Annotated in this window: 12 protein-coding genes, 1 tRNA gene and 2 rRNA genes (1 of these 15 only partly in view); 7 read left to right on the top strand and 8 right to left on the bottom strand. The window is 71.8% G+C overall.

What is annotated here, in order from left to right; translation table 11 throughout:
• The first annotated feature begins 41 nt into the window (after positions 1-41).
• The 4 genes from WMF24_RS13140 (at position 42) to WMF24_RS13125 (ending at position 3,751) form a co-directional block, all read left to right on the top strand.
• The gene (locus WMF24_RS13140; RefSeq protein ID WP_437736727.1) at positions 42-887 is read left to right on the top strand and encodes a metallophosphoesterase family protein; all 846 of its coding nucleotides are present in this window, start codon (positions 42-44) and stop codon (positions 885-887) included.
• A gap of 85 nt (positions 888-972) precedes the next feature.
• Positions 973-1,707, top strand: coding sequence for an AgmX/PglI C-terminal domain-containing protein (locus tag WMF24_RS13135; RefSeq protein WP_437736726.1), 735 nt, complete (start codon positions 973-975; stop codon positions 1,705-1,707).
• Positions 1,708-1,839: 132 nt separating this feature from the next.
• Positions 1,840-1,998, top strand: a complete 159-nt coding sequence (locus tag WMF24_RS13130) for a hypothetical protein (protein ID WP_437736725.1) — start codon at positions 1,840-1,842, stop codon at positions 1,996-1,998.
• Positions 1,999-2,074: 76 nt separating this feature from the next.
• A complete protein-coding gene (locus WMF24_RS13125) occupies positions 2,075-3,751 on the top strand; it encodes a L,D-transpeptidase (protein ID WP_437736724.1) in 1,677 nt (558 codons plus the stop codon).
• On the opposite strand, the gene WMF24_RS13120 is transcribed toward WMF24_RS13125, so the two are convergent.
• The 5 genes from WMF24_RS13120 to WMF24_RS13100 form a co-directional block, all read right to left on the bottom strand.
• Positions 3,738-4,994, bottom strand: coding sequence for a pyridoxal phosphate-dependent aminotransferase (locus tag WMF24_RS13120; protein ID WP_437736723.1), 1,257 nt, complete (start codon positions 4,992-4,994; stop codon positions 3,738-3,740). The genes WMF24_RS13125 and WMF24_RS13120 overlap by 14 nt on opposite strands.
• A gap of 184 nt (positions 4,995-5,178) precedes the next feature.
• Positions 5,179-7,614 carry a S8 family peptidase gene (locus WMF24_RS13115; protein WP_437736722.1) on the bottom strand — a complete coding sequence of 812 codons (2,436 nt, stop codon included), beginning with the start codon at positions 7,612-7,614 and terminating at the stop codon, positions 5,179-5,181.
• A 123-nt stretch (positions 7,615-7,737) separates the two neighbouring features.
• Positions 7,738-9,270, bottom strand: a complete 1,533-nt coding sequence (locus WMF24_RS13110; RefSeq protein WP_437736721.1) for an acyl-CoA carboxylase subunit beta — start codon at positions 9,268-9,270, stop codon at positions 7,738-7,740.
• 16 nt (positions 9,271-9,286) lie between these two features.
• Complete coding sequence (locus WMF24_RS13105) at positions 9,287-10,690, bottom strand: VWA domain-containing protein (protein ID WP_437736720.1); 1,404 nt, start codon at positions 10,688-10,690, stop codon at positions 9,287-9,289.
• Between the two features lie 47 nt (positions 10,691-10,737).
• On the bottom strand, positions 10,738-11,592 hold the full coding sequence (locus WMF24_RS13100) for a redoxin domain-containing protein (protein WP_437736719.1): 855 nt from the start codon (positions 11,590-11,592) through the stop codon (positions 10,738-10,740).
• Positions 11,593-11,617: 25 nt separating this feature from the next.
• On the opposite strand from WMF24_RS13100, the gene WMF24_RS13095 reads away from it, so the two are divergent.
• The 3 genes from WMF24_RS13095 to WMF24_RS13085 all read left to right on the top strand — a co-directional run bounded on the left by WMF24_RS13095 (position 11,618) and on the right by WMF24_RS13085 (position 13,684).
• Entirely contained in the window at positions 11,618-12,247 is a 630-nt protein-coding gene (locus WMF24_RS13095; protein ID WP_437736718.1) for a hypothetical protein, read from the top strand.
• 810 nt (positions 12,248-13,057) lie between these two features.
• Positions 13,058-13,131 (top strand) — tRNA-Arg (locus WMF24_RS13090).
• A gap of 34 nt (positions 13,132-13,165) precedes the next feature.
• Positions 13,166-13,684: a nucleoside deaminase gene (locus WMF24_RS13085; RefSeq protein WP_437736717.1), complete on the top strand. Its 519-nt coding sequence runs from the start codon at positions 13,166-13,168 to the stop codon at positions 13,682-13,684.
• A 27-nt stretch (positions 13,685-13,711) separates the two neighbouring features.
• On the opposite strand, the gene WMF24_RS13080 is transcribed toward WMF24_RS13085, so the two are convergent.
• The 3 genes from WMF24_RS13080 to WMF24_RS13070 all read right to left on the bottom strand — a co-directional run.
• Positions 13,712-16,078, bottom strand: a complete 2,367-nt coding sequence (locus tag WMF24_RS13080; protein ID WP_437736716.1) for a transglycosylase domain-containing protein — start codon at positions 16,076-16,078, stop codon at positions 13,712-13,714.
• 176 nt (positions 16,079-16,254) lie between these two features.
• Positions 16,255-16,371, bottom strand: a 5S ribosomal RNA gene (gene rrf / locus WMF24_RS13075).
• A 127-nt stretch (positions 16,372-16,498) separates the two neighbouring features.
• Positions 16,499-17,191 (bottom strand): 23S ribosomal RNA (locus WMF24_RS13070); it runs 2,312 nt beyond the window's last position.

Genomic DNA, 17,191 nt, shown 5'->3' with positions numbered 1-17,191 from the left:
TCGCGTCGATGTCGCGGGAACGACGTGGGCTCCATGTCACGATGAAGTCGATGACCACGATCGCGCACCTCACGGATTTTCATCTCCTCGAGGCGGATCACGACCGACGCCGCGGCGCCGCGCGGTGGCGGCTTCGTTACCTGAGCTTCGGCCGCCCCATCGACGCGACGCAACGCCGCCGTCGCGCGCTGACAGCGCTGGTCGAGGCGCGGCGGAGCGGGGCGGACCACCTGGTGCTCACCGGCGACCTGACGGAGGACGGGACCCCCGCGCAGTTCGAGGTGCTCGCCGCCGTGCTGGCGGAGAGCGGCTGGGACCCATCGCGCGTCACGCTGGTGCCTGGCAATCACGACGCGTACACCGGCAGCGACGCCTGGGCGCGCGCGCTCCGCGGCTGCCTGCGCCCCTTCGCGGCGACGAGCGGGCCAGGCACGGTGGTCTCCCTCCCCGGGACCGTCGTTGCCGCGGTGTCGACGGCCATGACGCAGCCGGTGACGCGCTCGGCGGGCGCGATCGCGGCGCACGAGCTCTCGCAGCTCGCCTCGCTGGCCGCCGAGACGCGGCGCTCGGGCAACGCGCTCGTGCTCGCCCAGCACCATTCGCCGTTCCGCCATCCCCTCGGCGCGATGCAATGGCTGGACGGGCTCATCAACAGCGCCGACCTCATGGCGCTGCTCCGAGAGCACGACCACCTCCACGTGATCCACGGCCATACACACCGCGAAAATGACGCCCCCGTGCGCGCCGGCGCGCCGCCTCGCATCTTCTGCGCTCAGGCCCTCGTTGACGGCCCATCTCCGCTTCGCTTCTACCGTGTGCGCCACGGGCGCCTGCTTTCAGAGCGGACGCGCGTGTGGAGCGGCGCGTCGGCGTTCGCGATGGCGTAGAAACTCTCACAGCCACTGGACGCGAGCGCCCCTCAGCGCCCTCTTTTCGCCGGAGACGAGGCTCGTATAGAGTCGCCGTCGGATCATGAAATTCACTCGCTTTCTCAGGGGCTCCATCACCCTCGTTGCCGTCTCGTCGCTCGCGTCCGTCCTCGGCTGTGGCGGCGCCGAGCCCGCGCCCGCGGCGCCGGAGATGCTCGACGCCGCGCCTGTCACCGAGTCGCGCCCGTCGATGAGCTCGCGGTCCGAGATCGGCGGGATGAACGAGGAGAAGGTGCAGGCGGCGTTTCAGCGCGTCTCGCCTCGGCTCTCGCGCTGCTACGAGCGGGGCGTCCAGCGCATCCCCTATCTCGGCGGTGAGATCCGCTTCAAGGTCCGCGTGACCGAGGACGGCACGGCGCGCTGGGCGTTCGTGAAGGACTCGACGCTGGGCGATCGCGACACCGAGGCGTGCATGCTCAAGGTCCTGAAGGCGACGCGGTGGCCGAAGCCGGTCGGCGGCGAGGGCCTGGCGGAGAACAGCTTCACGTTCGAGCCGAGCAGCGACGAGCGCCCGCCCGTCCCGTGGACGCCCGACCAGCTCGGGACGCCGTACAAGAAGGCGCGGCCGGCGCTCGAGTCCTGCCGGAGCCAGGCGGGCGCGAGCCAGCTCAAGGCGACGCTCTACATCGACACCGACGGCAGGCCGCTCAGCGTGGGCGTCTCCAGCGCCGACGAACGGGGCGAGGAGGCCGCCGAGTGTGTCGCCGGCGCGCTCCGCGAGATCACCTTCCCCTCCCCGGGCAGCTATGCCTCGAAGGTGAGCGTCGACATCGACTGACGTTGCGCGCGCCACGCACGCCGCGCGCTGCCGGCCGCCCGTGCGCCGGCCATCGCCGGCGGGGTGGCCGGTGGGCGCGAAATCTCCCGCCCTCGCTGGGCGCGCGTCGCGGGACTGCGCTACGCTCCCGTCGTGGGCAAGGTCCTCTGGCAGATCCTGGCGCTCTTGTGGAAGGTGGCTCGCCTCGTCCTGTGGAGGTGGCTGAAGCCGCGGCTGGCGAGGCTCATGATGATCACCGCCGCGCTGGTCGGGGTCATCCTGCTCGTTGTCGCCGTGCTCGGCAGGCTGTAGCGCGAGCGGGGCGGACGGCGCCGGCGCCGTCCGCTTGTCCGCGGCGGGTCCCGGCAAGTAGTCTTCCCCTGCTTGCATGGGTAGCTCACCGTCCTCCTTGCTCCTCGCGACCCTCGCGTGCGCGGTCGTGTCGGGGGCCATCGCCGCCTGCTCCGAAGAGAGCCCTGCCGCGGGGTCGCCGCAGCCGCTAGAGGCGGACGCCCCTCAGGCGCCCGCCGAGGCGAGCGCCCCGCGCGCCCCTTCGGAAGCGGACGCTCCCCGCGCGCCGTCGCCAGCGGACGCGCCGCCCGCCGAGGCCGTCGAGACCGCGCCCGCCGACAAGGCGTCCGCGGAGACCGAGGCGGCGCCGCCCGCGAGCGCGGCGAGCGCGGGCGCGCGCATCTACTCGAAGGCGCGGTTTGCCTGGATCAACCCGGGCCCGTACCCGACGCGGGGCTGGAGCGGCTACCTGGGGCTCGGGGGCTCCGTCGCGCTGCGCGGCGGCAGCGTCGAGGCCGCGCGGACGCCGGGCGAGGGCTGCGCCGCCTGGTACGCCGTCGAGCCGCGGGGCTACGTCTGCGCGGGTGCCGCAGCGACGGTCGATCCGAGCGACCCGGTCGTCGTCGCGCTGCGGCCGCACGCGCCCCGGATCGACTCGCCGTGGCCCTACGACTACGCCGAGTCGACGGGCGCCCCGCGGTACCGCGCGCTCCCGAGCGCGAAGGAGCAGCGGCGCGCCGAGTGGGATCTCGCGGAGCACCTCGCGAACGTCGCCAGGGTGCGCGCGGCCGAGGGCGCGAGCGAGGAGGCCATCCGGGAGATCGACGAGGCGCTCGTGGGAGTCGATCTGAAGCCGGCCGGCGTCGCGGCCCCCGCGCTGTTCCCCTTCGGCGATCTCGTGCGCGAGGGGCGCGACCGCATCGTGAACGGCTCGACGGTGGCGTTCACCCAGGTGTTCGACGCGCAGGAGCGGACCTGGGTGGTGACCTCGGATCAGGCGTACATGCCGAAGGATCGGCTGAAGCCGTACCCGCGCTCCAGCTTCCAGGGCGTGTGGCTGAAGGACGGCCGCTCGCTCCCGCTCGCGTTCTTCCGCAAGATCGATCGACCGAAGTACCAGCGGGGCGCCGGCGGCCGCTTCGAGCCGACGGGCGCCTCCTTCACGCGCCTCGCCTGGGTCGGCCTCACGGGTCGCGCCGAGGTCGAGGAGGGCGAGCGGTACCTCGAGACGCAGGAGCCCGGCATCTACGTGCTCCAGGACGACGCCGTGGTGATCGAGCCGGCGAAGCGGGCGCCGCTCGAGGGCGAGAACGATCCTTCCGCGCCGCCGCGCAAGTGGATCGAGATCAGCGTGCTCGGCGGCTGGTTCGTCGCCTACGAGGAGCTCACCCCCGTCTTCGCGACGCTCATCTCGCCGGGGCGCGGCGGCGTCCCGCAGAAGGGCGTCCCCGCGATCGAGACGGCGGCGACGCCGACGGGTCGCTTCCGCATCGACGGGAAGTTCGTGACGGCGACCATGGTGTCGAGCTCGAACGACAACATCGTCCACTCCGAGGTGCAGTTCGTGCAGAACTTCCACGGCCCCCACGCGCTGCACGGCGCGTACTGGCACGACGCCTGGGGCGAGCTGAAGAGCGGCGGCTGCGTGAACCTCTCCCCGATCGACGCGAAGCAGATGTTCGCCTGGACCGACCCGCCGGTGCCCGAGGGCTGGCACGGCCTGCGGGCCTCCCGCGACGCCGGCCGCTCCACGGTGGTCCTCATCCACCGCTGATCGCGCGCGCCATCCGGTCCACGAGCCGCAGCGCGGCCTCCGCGAACGCGGCCGGATCGAGCAGCAGGCTGACGACGAGGAAGCCGTCGCGCGGCATGTCGAAGAAGTAGCCGGGGTGGACGACGATCCCCTCGTCGCGCACGAGGAGCTCGACCCAGCCGTCCTCGTCGTGGACGCGCGGGACCTCCAGCGTCGCGTACCAGCCGCCGTCGACCGGGAGCCGTCGGACCGCGCCCCCGGCGCGCGCCGCGATCGCGGCGTCGAGCGCCCCCAGGTTCGCCTGCACGCGCGACAGGATCGCGCGCTGGACGGGCGCGCGCGCGGCGAGGATCTCGGGCAGCGCGAGCTGCACCGGCGTGCCGACCGAGAGGTAGGTATCGGCGATCATCTCGAGCCGCTCCACCGCCGCGGCGGCGAGCTCCGGCGGCCCCGAGACGGCGATCCAGCCGAGCTTGAGCTGCGGCAGCGCCATCACCTTGGAGAGCCCGCTCAGGACGAAGGTCAGCGCCTGCCGCCGGCCTGCGAAGCTCGGCAGGCGGTCCGGCGCGAGGTCTCCGTGCGCGTAGTCGCCGAAGACCTCGTCGACGATCAGCGCGAGGCCGCGCTCCTGTGCGACGGCCTCGAGCGCCGCGGCGTCATCGCGGCGCACGAACGATCCGGTGGGGTTGTTCGGGTGGACGAGCACCACCGCGCGCGTCCGCTCGCCGGCGGCGCGCTCCAGCGCGCCGAGGTCGATGCGCCACCCTTCCTCCCGGAGGAGCGGGTACGGCGTGAGGGCGACGTCCTCGAGGCAGGCGAGGTACTCGAGAAGCGGGTAGGACGGCACGGGGACGAGCACGTCGTCGCCGCGCTCGGCGAGCAGCTTGAGCAGCCAGCCGTACGCCTCGCTGGTGCTGGCCGTCAGCACGACGCTGGCCGGGTCCACGTCGAGGCCGCGCTCCTCGTAGTAGCGCGACACCGCGGCGCGCGCGTCGGGGTCGCCGAGCGGCAGCGGCGCGTACCTCGCGCCGCGCGGGTGGCCCAGCGGCGCGACGAGGGACGCTGTCTCGGCGATCCCGCAGCGCGTCGGGTTCGACTCGGTGAAGTCGACGAGCGCGCGTCCGGCCCGGCGGGCCTCGGCGAGCACGGACGCGAGCCGGTTCTCCGAGAGGTCCCAGCCGGTGCGCGTCGCGAACCGGAGCGGCCTCGGCGCGCGCGCGCGCCCCGCATCCATCTCTGCCGTGGGGGGTCGTTCTGAGCTCACCCGTCTCTCCATCGCATCCTTGCTCATCGTCGTGATCGTCTGCCCTGCCCTGCCGCCCGGCCACGGTGACACGGACGGCGCCGCATGGCAGCCGGTCGCGAGAGGCAGCATCGACCAGCTCGAGCGCCTCGCACCAGCGGAGCGCGGCCGCGCTCAGGACCAGCGGCGCGCCGCGCGGCCGCGCTCAGCCGCGACGGCGCCGGCGCGCGACCACGGTGGCCGCGAGGGCCCCCGCGAGCCCGAACGCCACGCGGCTCGACGGCCACCCCTGCTCCGCGCCGGCCGCGGCGCACGAGCACGCGCCGCTCGCCGCCTCGAGCTCTCCGTTCGCCATCCACACGTCGCTCCCGACCGGGAGCTCGCGCGCCCCGAGCGAGACGCCGTCGTAGAGCACGTCGACGGTCAGCGTGGATCCGCCCGAGCCGCGGGGTGCGGCGACCGCGAACTGCCACAGCCCGCGGCGCACCCGCCGGAGCGGCGTGTGCATCACCCCGCCTCGGAGCGCGACCGTGAGCTTCTCGTCGTCGCCCCCGAGCGGCGAGCCGTCCGGGCGCCGCATCTCGATCGTCCCCCAGACCGGCCAGGTCGGGTCGGGTCTGGCGTAAGCGCTCGACAGCACATACCAGCTCCGGTCGAGCGCCGGCTCGTTGCCCCTCGCCTCCGCCGCCTGGAGCGCGAGCCGCGCGCCCTCGAGATCGAGCACGCCGGGGCCGAGCTGCGCGTCGAGCGGCACGTCGCCTTTCGGGTACCGCGCGCCCGCCTGGAGCACCTCGGTGATCTCGGCCTGGGTCAGGTTCGGATCGATCTGGAAGAGCAGCGCGATCGCGCCCGCGACCTGCGGCGCCGACATCGAGGAGCCCGAGGCGATCGCGTGGAAATCGTCGACGACGAAGCACGGCTGATCGTCCGGGCAGCCGGGCGTGTCGAACAGCCCCCCGTGCCCCTCCCGTGGGTCCACCCCGCTCCCCATGGCCGCCGCCACGAGGCCGCCTGGCGCGCTGATCTCCGGCTTGGCCACGCCGAACGGCGTGGGGCCGGCCGCGCTGAAGTAGCAGGCGCTATCCTCGTGGATCGGCTCGCCGTCGAGGTTCATGAGGAGCACGCTGTCGCTGCTCCCCTGCGGCTTCCAGCGGACGCGGTTGATGGTGCACCCAACGGCGAGCAGGCCAGGGTGGCTCGCGGGCACGTTGATCGTGCCTTGCTTGATGCCGCGCGTGAACTGGAGCCCGAGGTCGTGCGACGCCGAGACGTCGCCGAGCCCCGTGACCCACAGCTGCGCGTCCCCGCGGCCCTTCAGGCGAATGGCGAACTCGCCTGCCTCCCACGCCCCGCTGAACGCCACGACCGCGCTGTTCGTGTCCGCGGTGATGGGCGACTTGCCGTTCGCGAGCCGGTTGATCACGGCGCCGGTCGTCTCGCCGTCGTCGCCGGTGTAGCCCGCGTCATGCCCGGGATCGACGAGGCCGATCCACGTCTCGCCGCCGGGCCCCTCGAGGCCGACCGACACCTCGTCGCCGGGCCGGAAGGTGATCCACACGTATCCCTGCCCTTTCGACGCGCTCGGCGTGCGGATGGGCACGCGCGTCTCGGCGTGCGGCGAGGCGTGCGCCTCGGTGTGGATCCCCATCGGCCCCTGGCCATCGATCTCGTACAGCGCGCCGCTGTTGCCTGCCGCGACGACGATCGCGCGTCCCGGGTGCGCGCTGCCGACCATCGCGGCGAGCCCGGTCTCGAGCGGGCTCGTCCCGTCGTGGGGCCCGAAGTCGCTCCCGACGCTCAGGTTGACGACCGCCGGCATCTTCAGCTCATCGGCGCGGTCGAAGATGAACTGCACCGCCTTGAGGATGTCCGGATCGTCGAAGCCAGCGCCGGGCCGCGACGGCGCCGCGACGATCAGCGTGGCCGCGGGCGCGACGCCGACGTACCGCGGCCGCTTGGACACCATCGGCCCGCCGTTGCCCGCCGCGATGGAGGCGACGTGCGTGCCGTGCCCCGTGATGTCGCGGAGCATCCCCGGCTCGCCCTTCGCGAGCATCGCGTCGATGTCGGCGTCGGCGACGATCGCGCACGGCGACTGGTCCGGGTCGTCGCACCCGTACCTGTGCTCGAGCGGCGCGTGCAGCCCCCTCGGGCTTCCGGCCTGCAGCATCCATCGGATCCGCGTCTTGCCGTTCTCATCCCGGAAATCCGGGTGGGTCACGTCGATCCCTGTATCGACGATGCCGACGACCACCCCCTTTCCGTCCGCGCCCGTGGCTCGCCGGTACTGCTCGACCCGGATCCACACCTTCGAGCGGTCCAGGAGGGGCTGCCGCGGCGGCCCTGTGAGCAGCGAAAGCTCCGGGTGCGCGGCGCCGAAAGCGCCGACGTCGCCGGGCGGGAGCCGGACGGTCCCGAAGCCCGGCGCCACCTGGAGCAGCCCGAGCGATCGCGCATCGGCGCCGGCCGGCAGCGGCACCAGCACGGGGATGCGCCCGCGCGGATCGACCAGCGGATGCCGCCCCACGCGCGGCCGGAGCAGGCGCGCCATCGCCGGGGCCGGGGCGTCGGCGCGCGCCTCGCCCGTCGCGAGAGCGAGGCCGAGCAGCGCGAGGGAAAGCGGAAGCCTGCGGGCAAGCACGCGACGAGTCTACACCACCTTCACGCGCGCCCGAGCCCGCCGAGCGCGCCGCTCTCGCCGCCCGTCCTCACCGTTCACGCCCCCGCCGCGCTCAAAGGCGCCTGACGGCGCGAGGCGCGCCGCTCACACAGGCGGCACGAGGTGCTTCTTGCGCGGCCGTTCCTCGACCTTGCCCGCGTACCGCTCGAAGCGGCGCGCCACCTCGCGCCGGAGGTTTGCGGTCGGGATGACCGCGTCGATCACGAGCTCGCTCGCGAGCTTCTCCAGATCGACGTCGGCCCGGTACTCGTCGCGCAGCTTCTGGACGAGCGCCTCGCGCTCCGGCCCCGCCGGGATCGCCTGGATCTTGTTGTAGTAAACGGCGTTCACCGCGGCGCTCGGCCCCATCACCGCGATCGACGCCGAGGGCAGGGCGATGCACTCGTCCGGCGCGAACGCCGGCCCGCACATCGCGTAGAGCCCGGCGCCGTACGCCTTGCGCACGATGACGGACAGCTTCGGCACGCTCGCCTCGCTCACCGCGGCGATCATCTTCGCCCCGGCCCGGATGATCCCCTGCCGCTCGACGACGGTCCCGATCATGAAGCCGGGCACGTCCGCGAGGTACAGGAGCGGGATGTTGAAGGCGTCGCACAGCCAGATGAACCGCGCCGCCTTGTCGGCCGAGTCGACGAACAGCACGCCGCCCTTGTATTTCGGCTGGTTCGCGACGATCCCGACCGCGCGCCCCTCGATGCGCGCGAGCCCCGTGACGATCTCCTTCGCGTAGAGCTTCTTGATCTCGACGAAGCTGCCCTCGTCGATGATCGCGTCGATGACCGCCATGATGTCGAACGGCTTGTTCTCGTCGGCGGGGATCACGTCCTCGAGCGCCCGCTGCCCCGGCTTCTCAGGCCGCGGCTCGGCGCGGGGCGGCGTCTCCGCGGAGCTCTGGGGCATGAGGGCGAGGTAGCGCTTCGCGAACGCGATCGCCTCCTCCTCGGTCTTCACGAGCACGTCCCCGCACCCCGAGACCGAGCAGTGCATGCGCGCGCCGCCGAGCTCCTCGAGCGTGACCTTCTCGCCGATCACCATCTCCGCCATCCGCGGCGAGCCCAGGTACATGCTCGCGTTGCTCTCGACCATGCACACGACGTCGCAGAACGCCGGGATGTACGCGCCGCCCGCGGCCGACGGGCCGAACAGCAGGCAGATCTGCGGCACCAGGCCGCTCAGCTCGACCTGGTTGTAGAAGATCCGCCCCGCGCCGCGCCGCCCGGGGAACATCTCGATCTGATCGGTGATCCGCGCGCCCGCGGAGTCGACGAGGTAGAGCAGCGGGCACCGGAGGCGCCGCGCGGTCTCCTGCACGCGCAGGATCTTCTCGACGGTCCGGCGCCCCCACGAGCCGGCCTTCACGGTCGAGTCGTTCGCCATCACGCACACGGGGCGCCCGCCCACCGTGCCCGTGCCCGTGATGACGCCGTCGGCCGGCAGCTCGGGATCCAGCGCGTTGGCGAGCGCCGCGTCCTCGATGAAGCTCCCTTCGTCGAGGAGCAGCGCGACGCGCTGCCGCGCGAACAGCTTGCCCTGCTCCGCGTTCTTGTCGTGGTACTTCTGCGCGCCCCCCTTCTCGATGCGCGCCGCGAGCTCCCTCAGCTTCTGATCGAGCGACATGGCGCGACCCATAGCCCTAAGCGCGCCGGGCGACCACCTCCCGCGCCGCCGTTTCGAGCTCCCGCGCGGTCCGGGCCACAAGCACCTTTGTCGACGCCGCGGCGTAGCGCAGCATCGCGCTGTCCCCCGTCCCCCAGGCGCCGGGCCCCTCGGGGCAGATCCAGAGCAGCGCCCGCGCCCGGTCGCGGAGCCTCCTCACGACCTCCGCCTGGTCGGCGAAGTAGTTCGTGCGGCCGTCGCCCAGGATCACGAGGGTCACCCGCCGGTCGACCTCGCGCCCATGGCGCTCCTCGAACGCGCCGAGGACGCGCCCGTAGTTCGAGTTGTGCGCGCGGCTCACCACCTCGCCGCGCTGGATGCGCTCCAGCGCCGAGCTCGTCGGCAGCGCGTCGAAGAGCTCGGTCGTCTCCGCGAGCTCGCTCACGAAGACGAACGACCGTGTCCGATCGAAGAGCTCCTGCGCCGCGCAGACGAACTCGAGCATGAACCGCGCGGCGACCCGGACCGAGTCCGACACGTCGCACAGGACCATGAGGCGCGGCTTGTCGCGCCGCCGCGCCCGCCGCGCCGGGTGGAACGGCACGCCGCCCGTCTGGAGGCTGCGCCGCAGGGTGCGGTGCGGATCGATCCTCCCCCGCCGCGCCCTGCGCCGCCGGACCCGCTCGGCGCCGCGCAGCCGCTCGGACAGCGCCCTCACCGCGCGGCGCACCTCCTCCATCTCGCCCTCGCCGAGCGAGGCGAACGGCACATCCATGCGGCCAGGGGTCTCGCGCTCCTCGCCCTCGAAGCGCCGCAGCGCCATCGTCACGTGCTGGCGAACACGGTGCCGCATCCGCTCCATCTCCGCGCCGAGCGCCTCCGCGAGCGCCCTCCCCCGCTCCTCGCCGAGCGCCTCCTCGAGCGCGCTCCGGATCCGCCGCAGCGCGCTCGCGACGGCCGGCACCCCGAGCTGATCCATCACCCGCTGCGCGAAGAACCCGACCTGGAGCGAGCTCGTCATCGGCGCGAGCACGCGCGCGATCCCCGCCGCCTGGAGCGCGCTGTCGAGCTCCCCCGCCGTCCCGGCGAGCGCCTGGAAGCCGATCGCGTCGCCGGAGACGCCGCTGCGCTCCGCCGCGGCGGTCAGCAGATCGCGGAGGGCCGAGAGCTCCCCCTCGGAGAACCCGCGCTCGAGCAGGCGCGCCCAGAGATCCCCGACGTGCGCGCCTCCGGGCGAGAAGAAGCGGTCGAACGAGGCGTGGTACCGGCGGAGGTCGGCCGCGCGCTCGACGACCACCGCGCCGATGGCGTCCCGCAGCGCCGCGCGGCTGCCGAACCCCACCAGCGCGCAGGCCCGCGCGACGTCGATCGCCTGCGCCGTCGACACGGCGAAGCCGTCGCGCCGCAGCGCCCACAGGAACTCGTCGATGGAGAGCAGCATGGAAGCCTACGTGGCGGGCCAGCGAGGCCAGCGCGGCCCCGCGGCCGTCACGGCGACGGCGCGGGCTCGGCGAGCAGCGCCTGGAGGAGCTTCTCGATCTCGGCGTGCCGCGACGGGTCGTACCCGACCACCACCTCGCGGATGACGCCCTTCTTGTCGATCACGAACATCGTGGGAAGCGCCCTGACCCCGTACGCCGCGGAGGTCGACTCCGAGGCGTCCGACGCGACCGCGTAGCGCATCGCGAGGGCCTGCGCCGTCTTCGTCGCGACGCCGACGCTGTCGCTCGTCAGCCCGACGACCCGGAGCCCCTGCGCGGCGTACGTCGCGTGCCACTTCGAGAGCTGCGGGGCCATCAGGCGGCACGGCCCGCACCAGGTGGCCCAGAAGTCGAGGAGCACCACGTTACCGCGCAGGGCACCGACGTTGGCCGGGACGGTCCCCGCGACCGTCGTGAGCGACTTCCATGCCGGCGCGAAGGTGCCGATCTTGTCGAGGCGCAGGATCTGGTCCTGCCCGGGGAACGGCACGAGCGTCGGCGCGACGTCGCGCTCTCGGCCGCCGCGCCGGATCCGGAGGTTCACCACGTTGCCCGGCCCCGCGAGCGCGACGCGGGCGACGAGCTGCTTCGGGTCCTCGAGCGGGACGCCATCCGCCGCGACGACATGGTCCCCGTCCACGATGCCCGCCTTGGCCGCCGGCGAGCTGGTGACCACGTGCCTCGCGACCACCCCGCCGGCCGGCCCGGGCTCCAGCTCCACGCCCAGCCAGGCGCGGCGAGGCGCTTCCTGGGCTGCCGCCTCAGGGGCTCCTCCCATCAGCGCGGCGCCCGACAGCGCGACCAGCGTTGCAGCAAAGAGGGCGCGCCAGGCGCGGCCTCGCCTGGAAGAGGCCAGGTGCATCCCGGGCAGTGTAGCATCTCGGCCGGTGCGGTCCTGGTCCCGACCCCGCGTCCCTGCGCGCTGCGCGCTCGCCGCCGCGTCCCTGGCCCTGGCGATGCTCGCGACGGAGGCGCGGACCCCCTCGGGGTGGGCGCCCTTGCCGATCGGCTGCGCGCCGCCGCCCCGCCCGCGGGTTGATGCCGCGGCGACGGCGGCGTGGATCGAAGGCGGCTCCGCCCCCATCGCCGAGCCGCGTGCGCCGGCCGCAGCGCCCGCTGCATCTCCGGCCCCGGAGCCCACCGCCTGGGAGCTCGCCGCGCAGCTCGCGAGCTTCAAGCCCGCGACGGGCCGAGCTCGCTCCCAGCATTTCACCGGCGAGCTGGAGGCGGAGGTGCGGATCAACGCGCCCGCCGTGCCTTACCCGGCGCTCGGCCCCGAGCGCGTCCTCCCGCCCGGCGCCGCGCTCGTCGCGTTCCACTACCCCGCGGGGTCGTCGGAACCGGTGACGCTCCTGGCCATGGTGAAGCGACCGGCCGGCTACGATCCTGACGGCGGCGACTGGGAGTACGCCATCGTCACGCCCCAGGGCACCTCCACGCACCGTGGCGCCATACCGCTCTGCAAGCGTTGCCACGCTGACGCTCCGCACGATCACCTCTTTGGCGGCCCGCGCTAGCGCACCGCGTCACATGCTGCCGGTGCTCGGCTGGCACAGTCCGCAAAGATTGCGAGCCACGAATTCCAGCGCGACATGGTTGCCCGAGCTCTGACCGCTCAGGAGCGCGAAACCCTCGGAGAAACCCTCAAGAAACGTGATGATTCCGCTGGAGGGCGCGCGTCCAGGGCGCGCCGGGGGCGACGCAGGGAAATGGCACAGAGGCTGCTCAAGGCGGAATAGACCGCGTTCGTCGCTGTGGGCTGCAGCGTCTCGCGGTCTTCCTCCTCCTCCTGAGGCCTTGTTCGCTTGGGCTTTGCCGTTCGCTGACGCTTATCTCGCCTCGTCCATAGCTCGGCTGCTGCTTGGCTTACGATTGCTTCCGATCCTTCAGCTTGGCCTGTGCTCCGCTTGCAGCGTCTTTCCGAGCTTCGCCTTGCCGTTCGAGAGCGTTTGAAAGCGCGCGGCCATTCCCGGGGTGGAATCGCCGCGCGCCATGTTTTTTGTCCGGCGCTGCCCCGGCGGTCGCCTCGATGCGCAGCGACGATCACGACACTGCGCGGCCCGCTCGCTCGGCGCGCCACCTGCCCGAACCTTGGGGCAAGCTCATCCGTACCGCCGGGGGCGAGAGGCCGCCGGGAGAGCGGCGAGAACCGAAGCGGCGTTCGTGCACGAAATGCCGCTCGTTTGAGCGAACGAGCTCAGGCCGTTCACTTTTCCTTTGACAGGTCGCTCGGGGGCGTATAAACGCCGGCACTCACTTCGCGCAAACGAGCGCGACGCGAGGAGTGCGGTGGCGTAGCCACGTCTTGTTTGCTTGTCTTCACCAGAGCGCCCATAGCTCAGCTGGATAGAGCATCGGCCTACGAAGCCGGGGGTCGGAAGTTCGAATCTTCCTGGGCGCGCCTGATCGGTCGTGTGACAGTTCCCGAGACCTGCATGGATGACGGAGCCGATGTGCTCCTCTCCGCCCCTGGACGAGCGGAGGATGCCGTCGACGTGCTGCGGATGCGCGAGGCGATCGCGGAGGCCGAGGCCGCGGCAGCATCCGGTGACGTCCCCGTGGGGGCGCTGATCGTCGACGCGAACGGGGTCGAGCTGGCGCGCGGGCGAAACCGGCGCGAGATCGACCAGGATCCGACCGGGCACGCCGAGGTGGACGCGCTCCGGGCCGCTGCCAGGCAGCTTGGCCATTGGCGGCTCGAGGGAGCCACGGTCTACGCCACGCTGGAGCCGTGCCCCATGTGCGCGGGCGCGCTCGTGAACGCCAGGATCGCGCGGCTTGTCTACGGTTGCCCGGATCCGAAGGCAGGAGCGGTGGATACGCTCTTCACGATCGGCCGCGACACCCGGCTCAACCATCGCTTCTCGGTCACGTCGGGCGTGCTCGCGGACGAGTGCGCCGCCTTGCTCCGCTCCTTTTTCGCGAAGCTCCGGACCGCTGCGCTCAAGCGTTGACGGCCCTGTCTGCGCGCGTGCGGTCGGTCAGGGCGCTGTCCACACGTCGCCCTGCGCCTCGTCCGGCTCGGACCTCTCCTCGTCGCCTTCCCCGGCGGGCGGCCGCGGCGCCAGGTGAGGCGCGGGGGACCCTCGCACGACGGTCTCCTGCAGCCCCTTCTCGAGCTCCTCGTCGGTGATCCGCTGGCGCCTGTGCGCGATCTGCATGAGCTTCCGCAGGTAGCCGGTCCATGCAGGCGTCACCTCGCCGCTCGGGTCGAAGTGCTGGACCTTCGGGTTTGGCAGGATCGACGCGATGTAGAGCGCCTGTCCGAGCGAGAGCTGCGCGGCCGACGCGTTGAAGTAGTGCCGCGCCGCGGCGCCGATGCCGTAGACGAGCGGCCCGAACTCCACCACGTTCAGGTAGAGCTCCATGATCTGCTCCTTGGTGAGCTCCTGCTCGAGGTACATCGTGAGCAGGGTCTCCTGGAGCTTGCGCGCCACGCTCTTGGTCCGCTCGAGGTAGAGGTTCTTGGCGAGCTGCATGCTGACCGTGCTCGCCCCCCGAACGAACCTCCGCTTGCGGAGGTTTTCCCGGATCGAGTTCTTGATGGCCTCCTGGTCGAACCCGTGGTGTCGATGGAATCCGCCGTCCTCCGTGGTCAGCACGGCGACTTCCATGAAGCGGGAGATGTCTTCATAGGGGACCCACTCGGCCGTCCCCGGGCCGGACTCCATCTCGACGCGCTGACCACCGGGCCCGTAGACCAGGCGCCTGAACGCGCGCTTGAAGCGGTCGACGCTCAGGTCCGGCGGCATCTCGGTCACGCGGCAGGTGTTCGACACGCCCCAGTCGAGCGAAAATGTCCGGTCCAGGCTGGCGGTGTCGAAGCGGAGCTTCCCTTCGATTCCGAACGACCCGGCGAGCCGCATGCCGTGGAGCTTCCCGACGACCCCCCGGGGTACCGAGTCCAGCATCGACTGGCAGGCCGTGAGGGGCACCTCGAAGCTGCCGCGGACCCGATGCGAGGCCCCGGCGCGCTCGTACTCGCCCCGGGCGATCAACCTCAGCGCGCCGAGGTCGACCTCGGCGTCCTCCGCGACGACCTTGGACCCATCGAGCCTGCCGTTTGCCTTCGCTCGCCACGCCAGATCCAGCCCGGCGATGGGCTCGTCGGCCAGGGCCGCGCTCCGCAGGGAGAGGTTCTTCAGTCTCCCCTCGCCGTCGATCCCGAGCGTCTGGCCGTCGGCTGACAGGACGACCCGCGCGCGGCTGACGATCGACGTGCGCGCCACGTCGAACAGCCCCATGTCACCCTCCCTGACGCCCAGGGTCGAGAGCCAGATGGGCCCGCCCTGTACGTCGGCGACGATCTCCTGCGGGGTCTCCTTCGCGTCGCTGATCGGCACGCGAAGCCGGAACGTGAGCGCGTGCTGGGCATCGGCGTTGACCGCGGCGATCGCCGCCTCTCCCGGCGAGAGCTCCACAACGAGAGAGCCGGCATCCCGCCGCACCGTGAGGTTTCCTGGCCCGAGGTTGAGCATGTCGGCGTCGCGCTTGAGCCGCGCGGTCACCCCTGCGACATCCACCTTGGCCCCCTCGCCGAGCGCCAGGTCGATCCCTCGGGCCGTCCGCAGGAGGGCTTCTCGGATCGCGGCTCCGCGGTCCTGGCCTCGGCCCTGCCCGGCGGCGTCATCGACCGCTCTCGTGACCTGTGCCGGTCGGGTGACGCTACCCAGCTCGGGCGCCACCGGCGCGTCAGGCGCGCTCGCCGGGAGCGCGACCTCGGCGTCGATGGCGACCGCCGAGAGCTCACGCACCTGATACCGCGCCTGGTCCCGGATGAGCACCAGCCGGCCCTCCCGGACCGAAAACGCCGCGCGTCCGAGGGACAGCATCGCCTCCCGGGCGGAGATCGCCGTCTGCCCTTCGGCGCGCGACAGGCGCACACCGTCCGCCGACAGCCTCTCGCTGGGTGCCTCGGCCCGGTCGCTCCAGACGAGCTTCAGCCCTTCCAGCTCGGTGCTCCCGCCACGGCCCGCCGCAGCGGTGCCCGGGCGACCAGCGGGCTGCCCAGCGCGCCACGTCTCCAGCTCATGAAGGATCGCGTCCCGCGGGCCGACGGCGGAGACCGTCCCCCCACGCATCGCCACCCGACGGCCCGAGAAGCCGAGCGCGACGTCGACCTCTTCCAGCCGGATAGAAACGCTCGGGGCCCCTCGCAGCCGGACGTCGACCCCCTTCAGCGAGACGCCGCCCCACGTGGGCCGAACCTGCTCGATCGCGAGCGTCGCCCCGTACCCCTCGGCAGCCAGCTCCGCGCGGTAGCGCACGAGAGGCGCAAACCCGACGATGAGCCCGAAGCCGAGGGCACCACCGACGCCTGCTGCGACTTTCCAGCGCTTGGGTCCCAAGGTTCCCCCAGGGTAGCAACGCCTGAGCGCCGCGAGAAACCCGGAACGTCCTCCACGCAGCACCGATCACAGGGGCCGCAGCGCGGCCCGCGCCCGCGGCGCTGGCCGCGGAAGCGACGACGAAGGACAAAAAAAAACCTGCGCACAGCGAGCGCTGTGCGCAGGTTCGAAGAAAATCCCGGCGGCGTCCTACTCTCCCACCAGGTTGCCCTGGCAGTACCATCGGCTCCAAGAAGCTTAACTTCCGAGTTCGGTATGGGATCGGGTGTGACCTTCTCGATATCACCACCGGAAACTTGTGGGTGCGTCCCTTGGACTCCGCGGAGCCCGCTTCTCGCGGTGCTCTACGCGGGGCTAGCTGTGTCACGCTGCTCGTCACCCGAACTCCGGGCGCGACGCTTCGATGTTTGCCTTAGAAGTATGGTCAAGCCGCACGACCTATTAGTACCGGTTAGCTCCGCCGATTGCTCGGCTTCCACACCCGGCCTATCAACCTCGTGGTCTACGAGGGGTCTTTAGGGGCCTTGCGGCCCGGGACACCTAGTCTTGAGGCCGGCTTCCCGCTTAGATGCTTTCAGCGGTTATCCGTTCCGTACATGGCTACCCGGCTATGCCCTTGGCAGGACAACCGGAGCACCAGAGGTACGTCCACCCAGGTCCTCTCGTACTATGGGCAGCTCCTCTCAAGTGTCCTACGCCCACGGCAGATAGGGACCAAACTGTCTCACGACGTTTTAAACCCAGCTCGCGTACCGCTTTAATCGGCGAACAGCCGAACCCTTGGGACCTGCTCCAGCCCCAGGATGCGATGGGCCGACATCGAGGTGCCAAACCGCGCCGCCGATATGAACTCTCAGGCGCGATCAGCCTGTTATCCCCAGAGTACCTTTTATCCGATGAGCGATGGCCCTTCCATACAGAACCACCGGATCACTAACGCCTGCTTTCGCACCTGTTCGACCTGTCGGTCTCACAGTTAAGCTCCCTTGTGCGTTTGCACTCTACGCCTGGTTTCCAATCAGGCTGAGGGAACCTTCGCACGCCTCCGTTACTTTTTAGGAGGCGACCGCCCCAGTCAAACTGCCCACCAGGCAGTGTCCCCGACCCAGTTCA

Origin of the sequence: Sorangium sp. So ce1335 (assembly GCF_051521615.1) — a bacterium.
GTDB lineage: Bacteria > Myxococcota_A > Polyangia > Polyangiales > Polyangiaceae > Sorangium.
The sequence above is the reverse complement of the archived record's forward strand: the minus strand, read 5'-3'. Positions and strand labels throughout refer to the sequence as shown.